Source organism: Qaidamihabitans albus, from assembly GCF_016464705.1.
In the GTDB taxonomy this organism is placed as follows: domain Bacteria; phylum Actinomycetota; class Actinomycetes; order Mycobacteriales; family Pseudonocardiaceae; genus Qaidamihabitans; species Qaidamihabitans albus.
The window spans coordinates 95,015-109,586 of record NZ_JAEHOB010000012.1 but is presented as its reverse complement, the minus strand read 5'-3'; the positions used below and the strand labels follow the sequence as shown (position 1 = coordinate 109,586).

Genomic DNA, 14,572 nt, shown 5'->3' with positions numbered 1-14,572 from the left:
TGGGAAACCGGTGTGCTGGGCACATGACGGGCACGCATTGCGTCGGCGAAGGCGTGGCCTCGGTTTATGGGCGGCTACGGCGCTCGTGATGGGAAACATGATCGGCTCGGGTGTGTTTCTGCTGCCCAGCGCACTCGGCTCCTTCGGTGCCATCAGCCTCGTGGCGTGGGGGTTCACCGCCGCAGGCGCCGTTTTGCTGGCGCTGGTATTCGCCCGGCTCGGGCGCAGCTACCCCGACACCGGCCGTACGCCTACACCCGCCGCGCGTTCGGTGACTTCCTCGGCTTCCAGACGGCGTGGGGCTACTGGATCGCGATCTGGGCGGGCAACGCCGCGATCGCCGTGGCATTCGTCGGCTACCTTGCCCACTTCTGGCCGGTGCTGGCCACCAACCGGTTGGCGGCGGCCGCGGTCGCGCTGGCCGCGATCTGGGGAGGCACCGCCGTCAACGCGTTCGGGGTGCGCCAGGGTGGCATCGTGCAGGTCGTGACCACGGTGCTCAAGCTCGTGCCGCTGCTCGCGGTGGCGCTCGTGGTGCCGTTCTTCGCCGACTCGGCCAACTTCACGCCGTTCAACGCGAGTGGGCAGGGTTCCTTCGGCGCGGTGACGGCCGCGGCGGCGCTGAGGCTGTGGGCGTTCATCGGCATCGAGTCGGCCACGGTCCCCGCGCGGGACGTGCGCGACCCCCGGCACACGATCCCGCGCGCCACGCTGATCGGCACTATCGTGACCGCGGTGGTCTACGTCCTGGGCACGGTCGCCGTGCTGGGCGTGGTCCCGCGCGGACAGTTGACCGAGTCGACGGCACCTTCGCCGACGCCGCGACCGCGGTGTTCGGCGGCTGGGCCGGCAACGTGGTGGCCGCGGGCGCGGTCGTGGCCGCGTTCGGCGCCCTCAACGGCTGGGTTCTGCTGCAGGGCCAGATCCCGCTGGCCGCCTCGAAGGACGGGCTGTTCCCGAAGGCGTTCGGCAGGACTACTGGCAACGGGACCCCGTGTTCGGCCTGATCGTGTCCAGCGTGCTGGTCACCGGCCTGATGCTCATGAACTACACGGCGAGTCTGGTGGAGCAGTTCACCTTCGTCATCCTGCTGGCCACGCTCACTACGCTCATCCCGTACGCCTACTCGGCGATGGCGCAACTGCTGTTGCTTGTCGCCGACCGCGAGCGGTTCGAGGGCAAGCGGTTGCTGACCCACGGCGTCATCGCCGTGCTGGCTTCCGCCTACTCGGTATGGGCCATCGCGGGCTCTGGCTACGAGGTGATCGCCAAGGGCCTGTTACTGCTACTGGCCGGGATACCGGTCTATGTATGGCTGGCCTACCAGAAGCGGCGCGGAGGCACGGCCGAGCAGGCCGAGCACGGGGTGGAGGCCGCCTGATGAGTGTGCTTTACAGTGGACAGTGAGATCGGCAGGCTGCGCCGGGTCGTGCTGCACCGGCCGGACCTGGAGCTGCTGCGGCTGACCTCGTCGAACAAGGATGAACTGCTCTTCGACGACGTGCTCTGGGTGCGCAGGGCAAGGCAGGACCACGATGTGTTCGCCGACACCCTGCGTGAGCACGGGTGCACGTGCACCTGTTCGATGAGCTGCTCGCCGAGACTCTCAAGGACGACGAGGCGCGGGCGTGGCTGCTCGAGCGCGCCGCCATCACCGGCTCCCTGCGAGCGGCGTGCGAGGAGATGGACCCCGAGGCGCTGGCGAGGACCCTCGTCGGTGGCATCACCAAGCGCGAGCTGGCGTCGCCGTCGGCCGAGAGCCTGCGGCAGGCGAGCGCGGTCCCCGACGACTTCTTCCTGCGTCCGCGGCCCAACCACCTGTTCACCAGAGACACCTCGTGCTGGGTCTTCGACGGCGTGACTGTCAACCCGATGGCCAAGCCCGCCCGCCGCAGGGAGAGCCTGCACGTCGAAGCCGTATACCGGTTCCACCCGCTGTTCGCGGGCCGCGACATCCCGCGCTGGCTGGGCCTCGACGACCCGGGTGTCACCTTGGAGGGCGGTGACGTTCATGCACCTCGACACCGTGCTGACCATGGTCGACACCGACGCGTTCACCCTCTACCCCGGGCTGCGCCGGCCGTGCGGGAGGACGAGCATTTCTTCGCGGACGTCGGCGACCTGCTCGGCCTGCCGCGGGTGCGGGTGCTCCAGGCCCAGCAGGACGTGCAGGCGGCTGAGCGGGAGCAATGGGACGACGGGAACACGTGCTCGCTGTCGCGCCCGGCGTTGTCATCGCCCACGAGCGCAACGTCACAACCAACACGATGCTGCGCAAGCATGGCATCGAGGTGATCACGATCCCGGGCAGCGAGCTCGGCAGGGGCAGAGGAGGGCCGCGCTGCAGGAGTTGCCCAGTAGAACGCGAGGCGCTGTCGTAAAGGGTGCGGAGGGTGGCTGGTGAGAATCGTCGCCGCACTTGGCGGTAACGCGCTACTGCGCAGGGGCCAGCGCGCCGACTACGCCGTGCAGCAGGAGAACCTGAGGGCAGCGGTGGCCGCGCTGGCCGTGCTCGCCGGTGAGCACGAACTGGTGGTCGTGCACGGTAACGGCCCGCAGGTCGGCATGCTGGCACTGGAGAGCGAGGCCGATCGGCTCCTGGCGCGGCCGTACCCGCTGGATGTGCTGGTCGCCGAAACCCAGGGCATGATCGGGTACTGGCTTGCCGCGGGGCTGAGCACCGCGCTGCCGGGCAGGGACGTGGTCGGAATGCTCACGCGCACGGTGGTCAATGCGGATGACCCCGCGTTCGCGCGGCCGGTGAAGTTCATCGGCCCCGGCTACTCGCCGACGAAGGCACGCACGCTCGCGGCCCAGCATGGCTGGGTGCTGCGCCGGGACGGCCGCCGCTGGCGCCGGGTCGTCGCCTCGCCGGAGCCGGTGTCGATCGTGGAGTTGCCGGTGATCGCCCGGCTGGCCGCCGACGGCGCGGTGGTGATCGCGGGCGGCGGTGGTGGGGTGCCGGTTGCGGCTGGGGCCGATGGACGGTTGCGTGGGGTCGAGGCCGTCGTCGACAAGGACCTCACGGCGGCCCTGCTGGCCTGCGAGCTCAAGGCCGACGCGCTGCTATTGCTCACGGATGTACCCGCTGTGCAGCGCGATTTCGGCACGCCGCGCGCGGAGCCGATCACGCGGGCCACCGTGGCGGAGCTGACCGCGCTCGGCCTGCCCGACGGCTCGATGGGCCCCAAGGTCGAGGCGTGCCGGCGTTTCCTGGCCGCCGGTGGCGAGATCGCGGCCATCGGCGCCGTGCACCGTGCCGCCGAGTTGCTCGCGGGCACCGACGGCACCCGCGTTCATCTGTGACTGCCGTGCGGCGGCCAACGGCCTTATCGTGTTGGCCGTTCGGCCGTTCCGAGGTCCGATGTGGCCCATGAGGTGGTCAGCGGGGTAGGCCACGGATGTCGATGTCGGTCGACGTCAGAAGCGCGGTCAGTCTGCTGATCAGCAGCTGCCTGTCCTGACGGTCCATGTCCGGCTCAGTCGCCGGGTCGTGCGCACTGTCGATCGGTGGCCGTGCGTCACTGGCGCGCAGGCCGAGCATGTCGAGAAGCATGGTGAAGTCGTTCGCGTCCTGCGCTTGCGGTGCTACGGCGCGAACCGCGCGAGACCGCTGCTCGGCCATGATATTCGTGTGTTGTGGCATGCTCCGCCGCACTTGTTTACCTGCCATGCAAGAGAGGCTATGGCCGCGACGTGCGGTAGGGCAGGGGCCGACGGTCGCCAGAGTGCGGGCCTTTCGACTCTCAACTGGTACCGGGACGCCAAACGGCTCTACAGTGACCTGTTCTTCACGCACGACCGGTGGCGAGGAATTTGAGCACCTCTGCGGCTACGGTTGCGGTGTGCGTGCTCAGGTGTCCCTTGCCCGCATAAAACTTGACTTGCCGTCGGGGATGAGGTCGGCGGTCCGGGCAAAGAGATCCGCGCTGTAGAAGGGATCGCGGTCGCCGCCGACCACAATTGCGGGCGCCGTGATGTCGCCGAGGTGGGCCTCGAGATCGAAGGTGCCCTCGGCCGCCAGGGTCGCGAGCAGGTCCGTATCGCCGTCGCCGACGAGGGCCTTGCCGAACAGCGAGCCCACCCCGCCCAGCAGCAGCCGGCCGGGCCCGTTCGTGCCCAGCATTGCCATGATCGTCGCGGCGGCGCGCCGCGGCCTGCCGTCGCGTAGCCACTCGGCGGTCTCCCGTTGCGCATCGCGGCCCCGCGAGCCCAGCTGGTAGGCGTCCGAGACGATGGCCAGTCGCCGCACCGCGGCCGGATGGTCCGCCGCCAACTGCAGGGCGATGCTGCCACCGGTGGACACCCCGAGCACGCCGACCTTCTCCCCGACCGCAGCACATTCAGGGCGTCGGCGTAGTCGCGCGCCAGGTCGGCTACCGTGACCCGGGTCAGGCCCGGCCGCCGGTTGACCCACCACACTTGTCGCTGTCGCGCCAGCGGGCGCACCTGCTGGAGCTGAAGCGGCGGTCCATGCCCCTCGGTTCGCGATGGTGCGGGGTGAGGCCGGGCAGGAACACCAGCGCCGGGCCGGAGCCCATGCGCAGGTACGGCATTCCGGCGTGCAACGTGCCATGCGAGACCTCGGGCTCGGCCACGACGGCTCACCGCGCGGTTGTCAGGAACTCGATGCACGAGTCGAGGGTGCTGAGCCGTGAGTAGTCGTCCTCGTCGATGGTCCGGCCGGTGAGCTCGGCGAGCCGTCGCACGAAGGCCAGGAAGTCGATCGAGTCCAGTTCCAGCGCCTCCCGCAGGTTCTCGCCGGGGTCGACGATGTCCAACTCGGCGTCGGGCACGATGCCGAGCAGGGCTTCGTGAACCGCGGCGCGGGCGCGTTCGGTGGTGAGCGGGGTGGTCGTCATCGCAGGCCTTCCGGTCGTTGCAGCAGCTTGTCGAGTGCGTCGAGGAAGCGGGCGCCGATCGCGCCGTCGCTGGCCCTGTGGTCGGCGGCGAGCGTGGCGGTGACCAGCGGACGCACACCGAGCAGATCGCCGACCGCCCAGGGACGCTTGCTGATCGCCCCGAACCCGACCAGGGCGACCTGCGGCGGGTAGATGACGCCCTGCACGGACTCGGCACCGAGGTCACCGAGGTTGGTCACGGTCAGTGTCGCCGGGGCCAGCTCGGACGAGCGCAACCGGCCCGTGCGTGCCCTGGCCACGACGTCGCTCAGGGTTCGCATCACCTCGTTGAGCGCGAGCGCGCCCGGGTCGGCAAGCGTGGGCACAAGCAGGCCTCCTCCACGCAGGGAGACGGCCAGGCCCAGCCGCACGCCGTCGCCCGGCCGGAACGCGCCGCCGACCCAGTGCCCGTTGAGCGCGGGCACCTTGGCGGCGGCGAGCGCGGTGGCCTTGATGAGCAGCGCGGTCGGCACCACGCGGTCTTGCACACCGACGCCCCGGTTGTACTCGTGCAGCCACTCCAGCGCGGTCTGCAGGTCGATCGTGATGGACAGGTAGTAGTGCGGGATCTCCCTCTTGGAGCGGGACATGAGCGCGGCGATTGTCTGTCGCATGCTCTGCTCGGCCTGGGGCCTCTCGGCCTGGGGCCGTTGGGCCTGGACGGGTTGCCGGGCGGCGGCGTGGACGTCTCTGGCGTGGAGGACCGGACCCGGCAGCGTAGCCAGGTCGACGCCGAGCTCGCCGGCGAGCCGCTTGGCGTAGGGCGAGACACGCACGCCGGCGGGTTCCGGTCGTCGTGCGCGAGGGGCGAGGACCTGCTCGACGTCGGCGCGAGTGATCGCGCCACCCCGCCCGGTGCCGTGCACGGCGGCGAGGTCCACTCCGGCCTGCTTCGCGAACGTCCGCACCGGCGGCGACGCGAGTGGTTGCGGCTTCGTCGCCGGTTCCGGCTTCGTCACTGCTTGCGGCGGCTCCGGCGCACCGTCACCGATGATCGCCAATGGCGTGCCCACGGGCACCTTCTCGCCCACCGGCAGCAGGATCTTCTCGACTGTCCCGTCGGTGAAGCATTCGACGTCTACCGCGGCCTTGCTGGTGTCGACGACAGCCACCACGTCGCCTCTGTGCACGACGTCGCCGGGCTTGACGAGCCATTCCAGGATGGTGCCCTCATCCATGTCGGCGCCCAGTGAGGGCATGAGGAAGTCGGCCACGTCACCCCACCGCCCGCCGGGCCGCGGCCACCACATCGGCGGCCTGGGGGAGTGCCGCGTCCTCGAGCTGCTTGGCATAAGGAATGGGCACCTCGGCCGTGCACACTCGCTCGATCGGGGCGTCCAATTCGTACAGTGCGGCCTCGGCGGCACGAGCGGCGATCTCGGCGGAAAGGCTCCCGGTGCGCCAGCCTTCATCCACGATGACGAGCCGGTGGGTGCGCCGCACCGAGTCGAGCACGGTGTCCTCGTCGAGCGGGCGCAGTGTGCGCAGGTCCACGACCTCGGCCTCGACGCCGTCGGCGGCGAGCTCGTCGGCGGCGGTCAAAGCCGTGCGCAGCGTGCCGCCGTATCCGACGAGCGTGACGTCGCCGCCCGCGCGCCGGATGGCGGCCCTGTCGATGTCCACGGCTGCGGCGTCGGCGGCGAGCTCACCGGGGACGTTGTAGAGCGAGCCGTGTTCGAACAGCAGCACCGGGTCGGGATCCTCCAGCGCCGTCCACAGCATGCCCCTCGCGTCTTCGATGGTGGCGGGCGCGATGATCCGCAGCCCCGGGATGTGGGCGTACCAGCCCTCCAGGCTGTGCGAGTGCTGCGCCGCGAGTTGCCGGCCCGCGCCGGTGGTCATCCTGATCACGAGCGGGACGCCGAGTTGACCGCCGGACATGTGCCGGAGGGTCGCGGCGTTGTTGATGATCTGGTCCAGCGCGAGCAGGCTGAAATTGACCGTCATGATCTCGACGATCGGGCGCATACCGCCGAGCGCGGCGCCGATCCCGGCACCCACGAACGCCGACTCCGACAGCGGCGTGTCCCGGATGCGCTCGGGCCCGAACTCCTCCAGCAGGCCGAGGCTCACGCCGAAGCAGCCGCCGTAGGCGCCGACGTCCTCGCCCATGAGGAACACGCGCTCGTCCTCGGTCAGCGCCTCGCGCAGCGCCTCCCGCAAGGCCTCGCGATAGGTGATGGTCATGATGCGTGCTCCGCATAGACGAATCGGGTCAGGTCGCTGACGGGCTCGAACGGTCCGGCCTCGGCCGCCGCGATCGCCGCGGTAAGCTCGTCGCCCACCTCGGACTCGATGGTTTCGAGTTCCGCGTCGGTGAGCTCGCCGTCTTCGCGCATGAGCGCGGCGAGCCTGGGAATCGGGTCCCGATCCTTCCAGCGCTCGACCTCGGCCCTGTCCCGGTAGCGCTCCGCGTCGTACATGGAGTGCGCGCGGAAGCGGTAGGTTCGCAGTTCGAGGAAGCACGGGCCGGAGCCGCCCCTGATCGACTCCACCGCGCGTTCGGTCGCGGCCGCGACGGCGAGCGGGTCCATGCCGTCGACGGGCCAGGACGGCATGCCGTAGGAGCTCGCGCGCAGCGCCAGGTCCGTCTCGGCCTGGGCGCGAGCGAGCGCGGTGCCCATCGCGTAGAGGTTGTTCTCACAGCAGAACAGCACCGGCAGCCGCCACAGGGCGGCCAGGTTGAGGCACTCGTGGAACTCGCCTTCGGCGACGGCGCCGTCGCCGAACAGGCACGCGGTGACCACCGGCTCGCCGCGCATGGCGCTGGCGAGCGCGAGGCCCACCGCGAGAGGAAGACCACCGCCGACGATCGCGTTGCCGCCGTAGAACCGCCTGCCCGCGTCGAAAAGGTGCATCGACCCGCCCCGGCCCCGGCTGCAGCCGTTGGTGCGCCCATACATTTCGGCGAGCACAGCCTCCATCGAGATGCCCCGGGCCAGCGCGTGCCCGTGCTCGCGATAGGTGGACACCACCGCGTCCGAAGGACCGAGGGCCCCGAGCACGCCGGCCGCCACGGCTTCCTCGCCGATGTAAAGGTGCATGAAGCCGCGGATCTTGGTGGAGCTGTACAGCTCGACGCAGCGTTCTTCGAACCGGCGGATACGGATCATCTGCCGCAGCAGATCCTCACGGTGCTTCGTCGTCATCGGGTGACCTCCAACGTCGACAGATCTCCCTCGGGAAGGCCGAGCTCGCGGGCCTTGAGCAGCCTGCGCATGACCTTGCCGCTGCGGGTGTGCGGAAGATGCTGGTCGAACTCGATCTCCTTGGGGGCGACCGCGCCGAGCGCGCGTCTGCCGAACGCCAGCAGGTCGAGCCGCAGTGCCTCCGTCGGCTCATGGCCGGGATGCAGCGACACGAACGCTTTCACGAGCTCACCGGCGACCGGGTCCGGTTTGCCGATCACCCCGGCCTCGGCGACGGCGGAGTGTGCCATGAGCGCGCTCTCCACCTCGAACGGGCCGACGAGGTGCCCCGCCGACTTGATGACATCATCGGCCCGGCCCACGAACCAGTAGTAGCCATCGGCGTCGCGGCGCGCGACGTCGCCGGTGAGATACCAACCGTCGGCGAACGCCCGCGCGTAGCGCTCCGGGTCGTTCCAGTAGATGCGGAACATCGACGGCCAGCAGGGCCGCAGCGCCAGCTCGCCCTCCTCGCCCTCGGCCATGACGGGATGCACCGTGCCGTCGGTGACGAGCGCGCGGCCATCCTGGCCGCGGCGCAGCAGCCCCGCCTCGACGCCGGGCATCGGGCGGCCCATCGAGCCGGGCCGGATCTCCTCGGCGGCGAAGTTGCTGATCATGATCGCGCCGGTCTCGGTCTGCCACCAGTTGTCGTGCACCGGCAGCCCAAGAGCCCGCTGGCCCCAGACGACAGCCTCGGGGTTGAGCGGCTCGCCCACGCTCGCGATGAACCGCAACGCGGAAAGGTCGTAGGCGGCGGCGAGGTCCGCGCCGTGACGCATGAGCATCCGCAGCGCCGTCGGCGCCGTGTACCAGACGTTGACGCGCTGCTGCGCCAGCACGCGATACCAGCGGTCGGCGTCGAAGTCGCCCTCGTCGCTGACGAGTGTCGCGCCATGCGACAGCGGGGCGAGCACGCCGTAGGACATGCCGGTGACCCAGCCCGGGTCGGCGGTGCACCAGAACACGTCGTCGGCGTGCAGATCCAGCGCGTAAGCGGCGGTCACGTGATGCGCGAGCACCGCGTCGTGGACGTGCAGCGCGCCCTTAGGCATGCCTGTCGTGCCGCTGGTGAAGTGCAGCAGCGCCGGATCGTCCGGCGCGGTGGCGGCGATCTGGAAGTCCGGGCTCGCGGCGGCGAGCGCCGGTCCGAGTGCGAGCGTGCCGTCCTCGGCGTCGTCGCCGGTCACCAGCACGTGCCGCAGGCTCGGCACATCCGCGCGACTGCCGCGCACCTTGCGCCGGTACAGCGCGCCGGTGGTCACGAGGACGCTCGCGCCCCCGAGCGTGAGCCGTTGCCGGACCGGCTCAGGGCCGAACGCCGAGAACAGCGGCGAGACCACACACCCGGCCTTGAGCGCCCCGAGCACGGCGATGTAGAGGTCCGGAACGCGGCCCAGCAGGGTGAACACCCGCTCGCCTCTGCGCACCCCGAGTTCGCGCAGCAGCACCGCGAAGCGATTCGTGCGCTCGGCAAGCTCGGCATAGCTGAGCTCGGTGACAGCGTCGTGGCGATCCATCCAGCGTAGTGCGGTGCGTGTGGCGCGGGGCCCCGCCGCGTGCCGGTCCACCGCCTCGTAGGCGATGTTGAGTCCGCGCCCGCCCGGTAAACCGGACAGGACCGACCGCGCCCTGGTCCAGTCGAACTCCCGGCAGGTGCGCGCATAGTCGCGCAGGTTCGCCCTCTCGCGGGCGGAGGCTGGCTTGCCGATCGGTTCCCAATCCATAGGCGCTACCTTGCGCGGATTCCGGCACATCCAGGCAGGGCTGGAGGTACCGCGTGATGGGGAACAAAGTCACTGTGGCCTGGCTCTTGTCCTCTGCCACCACGGGCGGGAGCAGTCGATCGTGCTGGCATGATCATGCTCGGGCACCGCTGGAACCGCCTACGCCTGATGCTGTTGTTACCGCCGGGCATCACTCCGCCTGTGCGGGTCAGATTCGTCTGAGGTGCCACACCGGAGCCCGTCTTCAGGCGCCGTCGACAAGAGAGCCACAATGCGAGTCGCCAGGCCAGGTAGACTTCAGCGAACCTTCTTCTATTGCGGATCTCGACCCGAGGAAAGAACAGCAATCGGAGAATCCGGCACGGCAGTTGCCTTCACAGTCGGGTTCGGTCAACGACACCACGATCTCATCGATCCCCCGACAGCCGACGCTGCCGCTTCTTCACCAGCTGCGGCTTGAAACTCCCGTCCCGATCACGCGGGCCCCGATCTCCACTGGCCCGATCTCGGTGTGCGCCGCCTTCGACCGCGTGCCGTTACGCGAGACGCGGGCCTTCCAGTCCGCGTTCGACCGCAGATCTCGCAGCGACGCCTCGCAGCGGGCTGTGCCGTAAGGGGGCGCTTCGCCGAGGTCGGCGTGCCAGGGCACGTGATCGCAACACGCCGGCCAGGCATTGCACGACGACGGTGTTGTTCTGGAGCAACTCGCTCTGGTGGACCAGCACACCGTCCGCGGCCTGCGTCAGCACGGGTGGCTCCTTCCGCTGTGGGCTACCCGCGGCTGGTTCAGCCGACCATCGATCGGTTGGTCGCGGCGAGCGCCTCGCGCAGGATGTCCAGACCCTCCTCGGTGTCGTCCACGGTCAGCGTCATCGGTGGGGTGATGCGCAGGACATTGTCATGGAGCCCGCCCTTGCCGATCAGCAGGCCACGACTCTGGTCTCTTCCAGCGCCAGGGCGGCAGCCTTCTGGCTCGGCGTCCGTCCGCCCGGTTCCACGAGTTCGATCCCGATCATCAGGCCCTTGCCGCGTACGTCCCCGATCACCGGCAGCTCCGGCGTCGCGGCGCGCAGACCGGCCATCAGTTCCGAACCCCTGGCTGCCGCGTTGGCCTGCAGGTCATGATCTAGCAGGTAGTCCAGCACGGCATTGGCTCCAGCCATGGCCACGGGGTTGCCGCCGAAAGTGGAGAAAGAGTTGGCGGTGAAGCAGTCCATGATGTCGCCGCGGGCGACCACGCCACCGACCGCCAGCCCATTGCCCAGCCCCTTGGCGAGGTTATCGCGTCCGGAACCACGCCATGTGCCTCGATACCCCAGAAACCCCGTACGGCCCCACCCGCTCTGTACCTCGTCGGAGATGAACAGGATCCCGTACTCGTCCAACACCTCCTTCATGGCGCCGAGGAGGCCGTCCGGGCCGGAGGTGAACCCACCGATACCCTGGATTGGTTCGGCGATCATGCAGGCAACGTCCCCGGAGGTGCTGGTTCCCACGACATCGACCAGGTCTTGGACGCAGGCGTCGATGTACTCGTTGTCCGGTAGTTCACGGAACGGGCTGCGGTAACGGTAGCCGCCGTGCACGTAGCTGACACGGACCGGACTGAGTGCGGACGCCGACCAGCCACGGTTCCCGGTGATGCCGACGGCGGCGAACGACCTGCCGTGGTGACAATGAACAATCTGTTCGCAAGTTTCGCTGACACCGGGCATTGTGTGGTGGCGCTACACCAACCAAGGTACTGTGCTGTGCCGTCTGAAGCCGAGCGAAGGCAGCGCTATCTCGACGGAGGCGTGCTTATGACGTCGAGTTACTGGTCAAAGGTCAGCGCACGGTGAGGTGCGCGGGCGGCGGTGCCAGGCCGCACATCCGCCACTAGTCGTGCCACTCGCCGAGACCTACGCGAAGATTGGGGACGACTCGCCGGAACGGTACCGATGAGCCCTTCCCGTGTAGGAGTTGATGTTCGTTTGTCAGCGTGAGCGCCGCTGAGTCGGGGCAGGGCGGCGGACATTGCCCGCCGCCCTGCCATGGACCCAGGAGGCCCCTCTGTGCAAGCCGGTTCGCCTTCCTACGCCACCATCCCGCGGCGATCGCCTCGGCTTCGGCCTCGCCCACCGCCACGGGGGCGGGGTTCTTCGGGCCGCGCAGGGCGATGTAGACGAACAGCGCGCCCATGACGGCGACGCCTGCCCACATGGCCTGCTGCCAGCCGTCGACGAAGGACTGCTTGGCGGCGTGGACGATCTCCTGGGTGTGCGAACCGGTGCCGCCCGAGGCCTCGACGGCGTTGGCGACGCCTTTGCGGGCAATGTCCGCGGCCCCCTCGGGGACGCCGTGCAACCGGTGGTCGATCGCGCTGCGGTAGCCGGCGGACACGAGCGCACCCAACATGGCGACGCCCAGCGCGGTCCGAACTCGCGGGTGATGTCGTTGAGCGCGGAGGCGACGCCCTGCTTCTCACGCGGCAGCGAGCTGGTGATGGCCTCGGTGGAAGGCGTCATGGACAGGCCCATGCCGATGCCCATGGCGAGCATGCCCGGCAGGATGGTCAGGTAGCCGCCATCCACGGAAACGAACAGCGCCATCAGCACCAGGCCCACACCGGCCAGGGCGATGCCTACGGCCATGGTCGAGCGGGAGCCGACGCGGGCGGCCATCTTGGGGGCCAGGCCGGAGGTCGTCATCATCATGACGGCCATCGGCATCATGGCTGCCGTCGACAGCAGTCCCGACCAGCCGAGCACCGCCTGGAAGAACGGGAACAGGACCACGACGATGCCCGCCTGGACCCCGAAGACCACCAGCAGTGTGATCGAGCCGCCGGCCAGGCCGCGCTCCCGGAACAGGTGTACGTCCAGCAGTGATGCGTCTCGGCGGCGCAGCTGCGAGGCCACGAAGCCGATGCCGGCGATGAGGCCGACGGCGAGGCTGATCAGCGTCGCGGGGGCGGTCCAGCCGCGTTCGGGCCCTTCCTGCAGGACGAAGATGAGGCCGATGACGGCGACGGTGGAGACCAGCGCGCCGATGGTGTCGAAGGAATGGGCCGAGCGCTCACGGGAGTTGGGCACCGACGTCAGCGACATGCCCAGGGCCACGATGACCAGGGCCACCGGCAGCACGGACAGCCAGCGCCAGTCCGCGACATCGACCAGGAGGGCGGAGAGGAACATGCCAAGGATGCCGCCGCCTCCGGCGACGCCGGTCCACACGCCGATCGCCCTGCCGCGCTGCTCCTCGGGGAAGGTGGAGGTGATGACGGCAAGGGTGGCCCGCCACGACGTTGGCGACACCGAAGATGCCGAGTCCGGCGATCAGCATCGGCTTGCGGCCCAGGCGATCACCGATCGCGCCGAGCGGCAGCAGCAGCGCGGCCAGGGCCAGGGTGTAGCTGTTGATGATCCACAGAACCGTGTCGTGTGAGGCCCCGAACTCGACGGCCATGTGGGTCTGGGCGACGTTCAGCCCGGACACCGACGCGATGACGGCCATCAGCGTGAAGGAGACGGCGATCAGGATGGTGCGCAGCTGGCGCGCGTCCGGTGCGCCGACCTCACCGCCGGCTACGGCGGCGGCCCCCTGTGCGGGCCGGTTCGTACTCATGGTTCCTCTCAAAGGGCATGGCGGAGCTCGGCGTCGGCCCTGCCCGGACGCCGGAATGCGGATGGAAGGAGCGGCAGTGCGCGCCGCCGATGTCAGGCGGTGGCGGTACCGCTCTGGGCTGCGGCGAGGGCCGCGTCGGTCTCGGCCGTGGCCAGCAGGGCGTTGATGTGGGCTGCGGCCAGGGCGCCGGCCGCGGCGGAGGCGCCGACCTGGGCGGTCAGGTCGGTGGCGTTGCCGGCCACCCACACCCCGGGCACCTCGGTGGTTCCGGCCAGGCCGGAGGCGAAGCGGCGGCCCATGTCATCGGGCAGATCCTCCATCGGCAGCTTCAGCCCGTCCAGGCCCTCGCTGCGGGCCTGCATCCGGGTGGCGACCGCGAGAACGCGGCGGGCCACGAACGCGCCGTCGGCCAGGCGCACGCCCGCGACACCGCCGCCGTCGGCCTTCACCACCTCGTCCACGGGGGTGTCGACGATACGGATGCCCCGGGCGGCGAAGCGCGCGCGGGCCTCATCGTCGAGTGCGGTGTCGCGGGTGAAGTAGACGAGGTCGTCGGTCAACTGGCGGAACAGCAGGGCGTGGTGGAGGGATGCGGGGCCGGTGGCGAGGACACCGATGGGCTCGTCACGTACCTCCCAGCCGTGGCAGTACGGGCAGTGCACGACGCCGTGTCCCCAGTGTTCCGCGAGCCCGGGAACGTCGGGCAGCACGTCCCGCAGGCCGGTGGCCACCAGCACACGGCGTGCCGTGATGGTCTGGCCGTCGGTCAGGGTGATGGCGAAACGCGGATCTGCGATGGATTGCGGGGCGGCAGGCTCGGCCGAGGCCACCTCGCCGAAGACCACCCGCCCGCCGTACTGGCGCACCTGCTCCCGGCCGCGCTTCAGGATCTCGGTGGGCGACGTACCGTCCAGCACGATGAAGCCGTGCATGGCCTCGGCCGGCGCGTTGCGGGGCGTACCGCTGTCGATCACGACAACGGAGCGGCGGGAGCGGGCGAGCATCAACGCACCGTTCAGGCCTGCGGCGCCGCCGCCGATCACCACGGCATCCACGGTCTCACCAGGCAGTGCGTCGCTCACGTACGCGGAAGTCTGCACGGACATCTCCTCGCGCCCTTTCTGTCGTGCGCGGCCCCAGCCGATCCGGG

The 14,572-nt window shown here is 69.9% G+C and carries 15 protein-coding genes and 4 pseudogenes; 6 read left to right on the top strand and 13 right to left on the bottom strand.

Annotated elements, in window-relative coordinates; all coding sequences use genetic code 11:
• Positions 1 to 66: 66 nt before the first annotated feature.
• The 6 genes and pseudogenes from JAP66_RS33260 to JAP66_RS22000 form a co-directional block, all read left to right on the top strand.
• A pseudogene (locus JAP66_RS33260) lies at positions 67 to 741 on the top strand (amino acid permease); the annotation flags it as partial.
• Between the two features lie 89 nt (positions 742 to 830).
• Positions 831 to 1,007: an amino acid permease gene (locus JAP66_RS32280; RefSeq protein ID WP_235999243.1), complete on the top strand. Its 177-nt coding sequence runs from the start codon at positions 831 to 833 to the stop codon at positions 1,005 to 1,007.
• The gene (locus JAP66_RS32275) at positions 995 to 1,381 is read left to right on the top strand and encodes a hypothetical protein (RefSeq protein ID WP_235999241.1); all 387 of its coding nucleotides are present in this window, start codon (positions 995 to 997) and stop codon (positions 1,379 to 1,381) included. The genes JAP66_RS32280 and JAP66_RS32275 overlap by 13 nt, the downstream gene beginning before the upstream one ends.
• Before the next feature lie 3 nt (positions 1,382 to 1,384).
• A pseudogene (locus JAP66_RS33255) lies at positions 1,385 to 2,029 on the top strand (arginine deiminase family protein); the annotation flags it as partial.
• A 160-nt stretch (positions 2,030 to 2,189) separates the two neighbouring features.
• Positions 2,190 to 2,381: an arginine deiminase family protein gene (locus tag JAP66_RS33250; RefSeq protein WP_372449003.1), complete on the top strand. Its 192-nt coding sequence runs from the start codon at positions 2,190 to 2,192 to the stop codon at positions 2,379 to 2,381.
• Between the two features lie 19 nt (positions 2,382 to 2,400).
• A complete protein-coding gene (locus JAP66_RS22000) occupies positions 2,401 to 3,306 on the top strand; it encodes a carbamate kinase (RefSeq protein WP_199433717.1) in 906 nt (301 codons plus the stop codon).
• 76 nt (positions 3,307 to 3,382) lie between these two features.
• Here JAP66_RS22000 and JAP66_RS21995 read toward each other — a convergent pair whose 3' ends face one another.
• From JAP66_RS21995 to JAP66_RS21945, 13 genes and pseudogenes are all read right to left on the bottom strand, one after another.
• The gene (locus tag JAP66_RS21995; protein ID WP_199433716.1) at positions 3,383 to 3,673 is read right to left on the bottom strand and encodes a hypothetical protein; all 291 of its coding nucleotides are present in this window, start codon (positions 3,671 to 3,673) and stop codon (positions 3,383 to 3,385) included.
• Between the two features lie 180 nt (positions 3,674 to 3,853).
• The gene (locus JAP66_RS21990; protein WP_199433715.1) at positions 3,854 to 4,315 is read right to left on the bottom strand and encodes an alpha/beta fold hydrolase; all 462 of its coding nucleotides are present in this window, start codon (positions 4,313 to 4,315) and stop codon (positions 3,854 to 3,856) included.
• A gap of 76 nt (positions 4,316 to 4,391) precedes the next feature.
• A complete protein-coding gene (locus tag JAP66_RS21985) occupies positions 4,392 to 4,598 on the bottom strand; it encodes a hypothetical protein (RefSeq protein ID WP_199433714.1) in 207 nt (68 codons plus the stop codon).
• Between the two features lie 6 nt (positions 4,599 to 4,604).
• Positions 4,605 to 4,862 (bottom strand): phosphopantetheine-binding protein, encoded by a 258-nt coding sequence (locus JAP66_RS21980; protein WP_199433713.1) that lies wholly within the window; start codon positions 4,860 to 4,862, stop codon positions 4,605 to 4,607.
• Complete coding sequence (locus JAP66_RS21975; protein WP_307849673.1) at positions 4,859 to 6,115, bottom strand: dihydrolipoamide acetyltransferase family protein; 1,257 nt, start codon at positions 6,113 to 6,115, stop codon at positions 4,859 to 4,861. The genes JAP66_RS21980 and JAP66_RS21975 overlap by 4 nt, the downstream gene beginning before the upstream one ends.
• Position 6,116: 1 nt before the next feature.
• A complete protein-coding gene (locus tag JAP66_RS21970) occupies positions 6,117 to 7,088 on the bottom strand; it encodes an alpha-ketoacid dehydrogenase subunit beta (RefSeq protein ID WP_199433712.1) in 972 nt (323 codons plus the stop codon).
• Positions 7,085 to 8,050: a pyruvate dehydrogenase (acetyl-transferring) E1 component subunit alpha gene (gene pdhA, locus JAP66_RS21965; protein ID WP_199433711.1), complete on the bottom strand. Its 966-nt coding sequence runs from the start codon at positions 8,048 to 8,050 to the stop codon at positions 7,085 to 7,087. The genes JAP66_RS21970 and pdhA overlap by 4 nt, the downstream gene beginning before the upstream one ends.
• Positions 8,047 to 9,816 (bottom strand): acetate--CoA ligase, encoded by a 1,770-nt coding sequence (acsA, locus tag JAP66_RS21960; protein WP_199433710.1) that lies wholly within the window; start codon positions 9,814 to 9,816, stop codon positions 8,047 to 8,049. Before acsA ends, pdhA begins: the two co-directional genes overlap by 4 nt.
• A gap of 391 nt (positions 9,817 to 10,207) precedes the next feature.
• Positions 10,208 to 10,360: pseudogene (locus JAP66_RS32270) on the bottom strand (transposase); the annotation flags it as partial.
• Between the two features lie 376 nt (positions 10,361 to 10,736).
• Complete coding sequence (locus JAP66_RS21955; protein ID WP_235999240.1) at positions 10,737 to 11,531, bottom strand: aminotransferase class III-fold pyridoxal phosphate-dependent enzyme; 795 nt, start codon at positions 11,529 to 11,531, stop codon at positions 10,737 to 10,739.
• A gap of 261 nt (positions 11,532 to 11,792) precedes the next feature.
• Positions 11,793 to 13,112 (bottom strand): MFS transporter, encoded by a 1,320-nt coding sequence (locus tag JAP66_RS21950; RefSeq protein ID WP_372448999.1) that lies wholly within the window; start codon positions 13,110 to 13,112, stop codon positions 11,793 to 11,795.
• A 46-nt stretch (positions 13,113 to 13,158) separates the two neighbouring features.
• Positions 13,159 to 13,263: pseudogene (locus tag JAP66_RS33245) on the bottom strand (hypothetical protein); the annotation flags it as partial.
• Positions 13,264 to 13,514: 251 nt separating this feature from the next.
• Positions 13,515 to 14,522 (bottom strand): NAD(P)/FAD-dependent oxidoreductase, encoded by a 1,008-nt coding sequence (locus tag JAP66_RS21945; RefSeq protein WP_307849672.1) that lies wholly within the window; start codon positions 14,520 to 14,522, stop codon positions 13,515 to 13,517.
• Between the last annotated feature and the right edge of the window lie 50 nt (positions 14,523 to 14,572).

Coding starts and splice junctions, on each gene's coding strand:
- JAP66_RS21955 (WP_235999240.1), bottom strand. CDS start 11,531: ATGCCCGGTGTCAGCGAAACTTGCGAACAGATTGTTCATTGTCACCAC.
- pdhA (WP_199433711.1), bottom strand. CDS start 8,050: ATGACGACGAAGCACCGTGAGGATCTGCTGCGGCAGATGATCCGTATC.
- JAP66_RS33250 (WP_372449003.1), top strand. CDS start 2,190: ATGGGACGACGGGAACACGTGCTCGCTGTCGCGCCCGGCGTTGTCATC.
- JAP66_RS21970 (WP_199433712.1), bottom strand. CDS start 7,088: ATGACCATCACCTATCGCGAGGCCTTGCGGGAGGCGCTGCGCGAGGCG.
- acsA (WP_199433710.1), bottom strand. CDS start 9,816: ATGGATTGGGAACCGATCGGCAAGCCAGCCTCCGCCCGCGAGAGGGCG.
- JAP66_RS21995 (WP_199433716.1), bottom strand. CDS start 3,673: ATGGCAGGTAAACAAGTGCGGCGGAGCATGCCACAACACACGAATATC.
- JAP66_RS21980 (WP_199433713.1), bottom strand. CDS start 4,862: ATGACGACCACCCCGCTCACCACCGAACGCGCCCGCGCCGCGGTTCAC.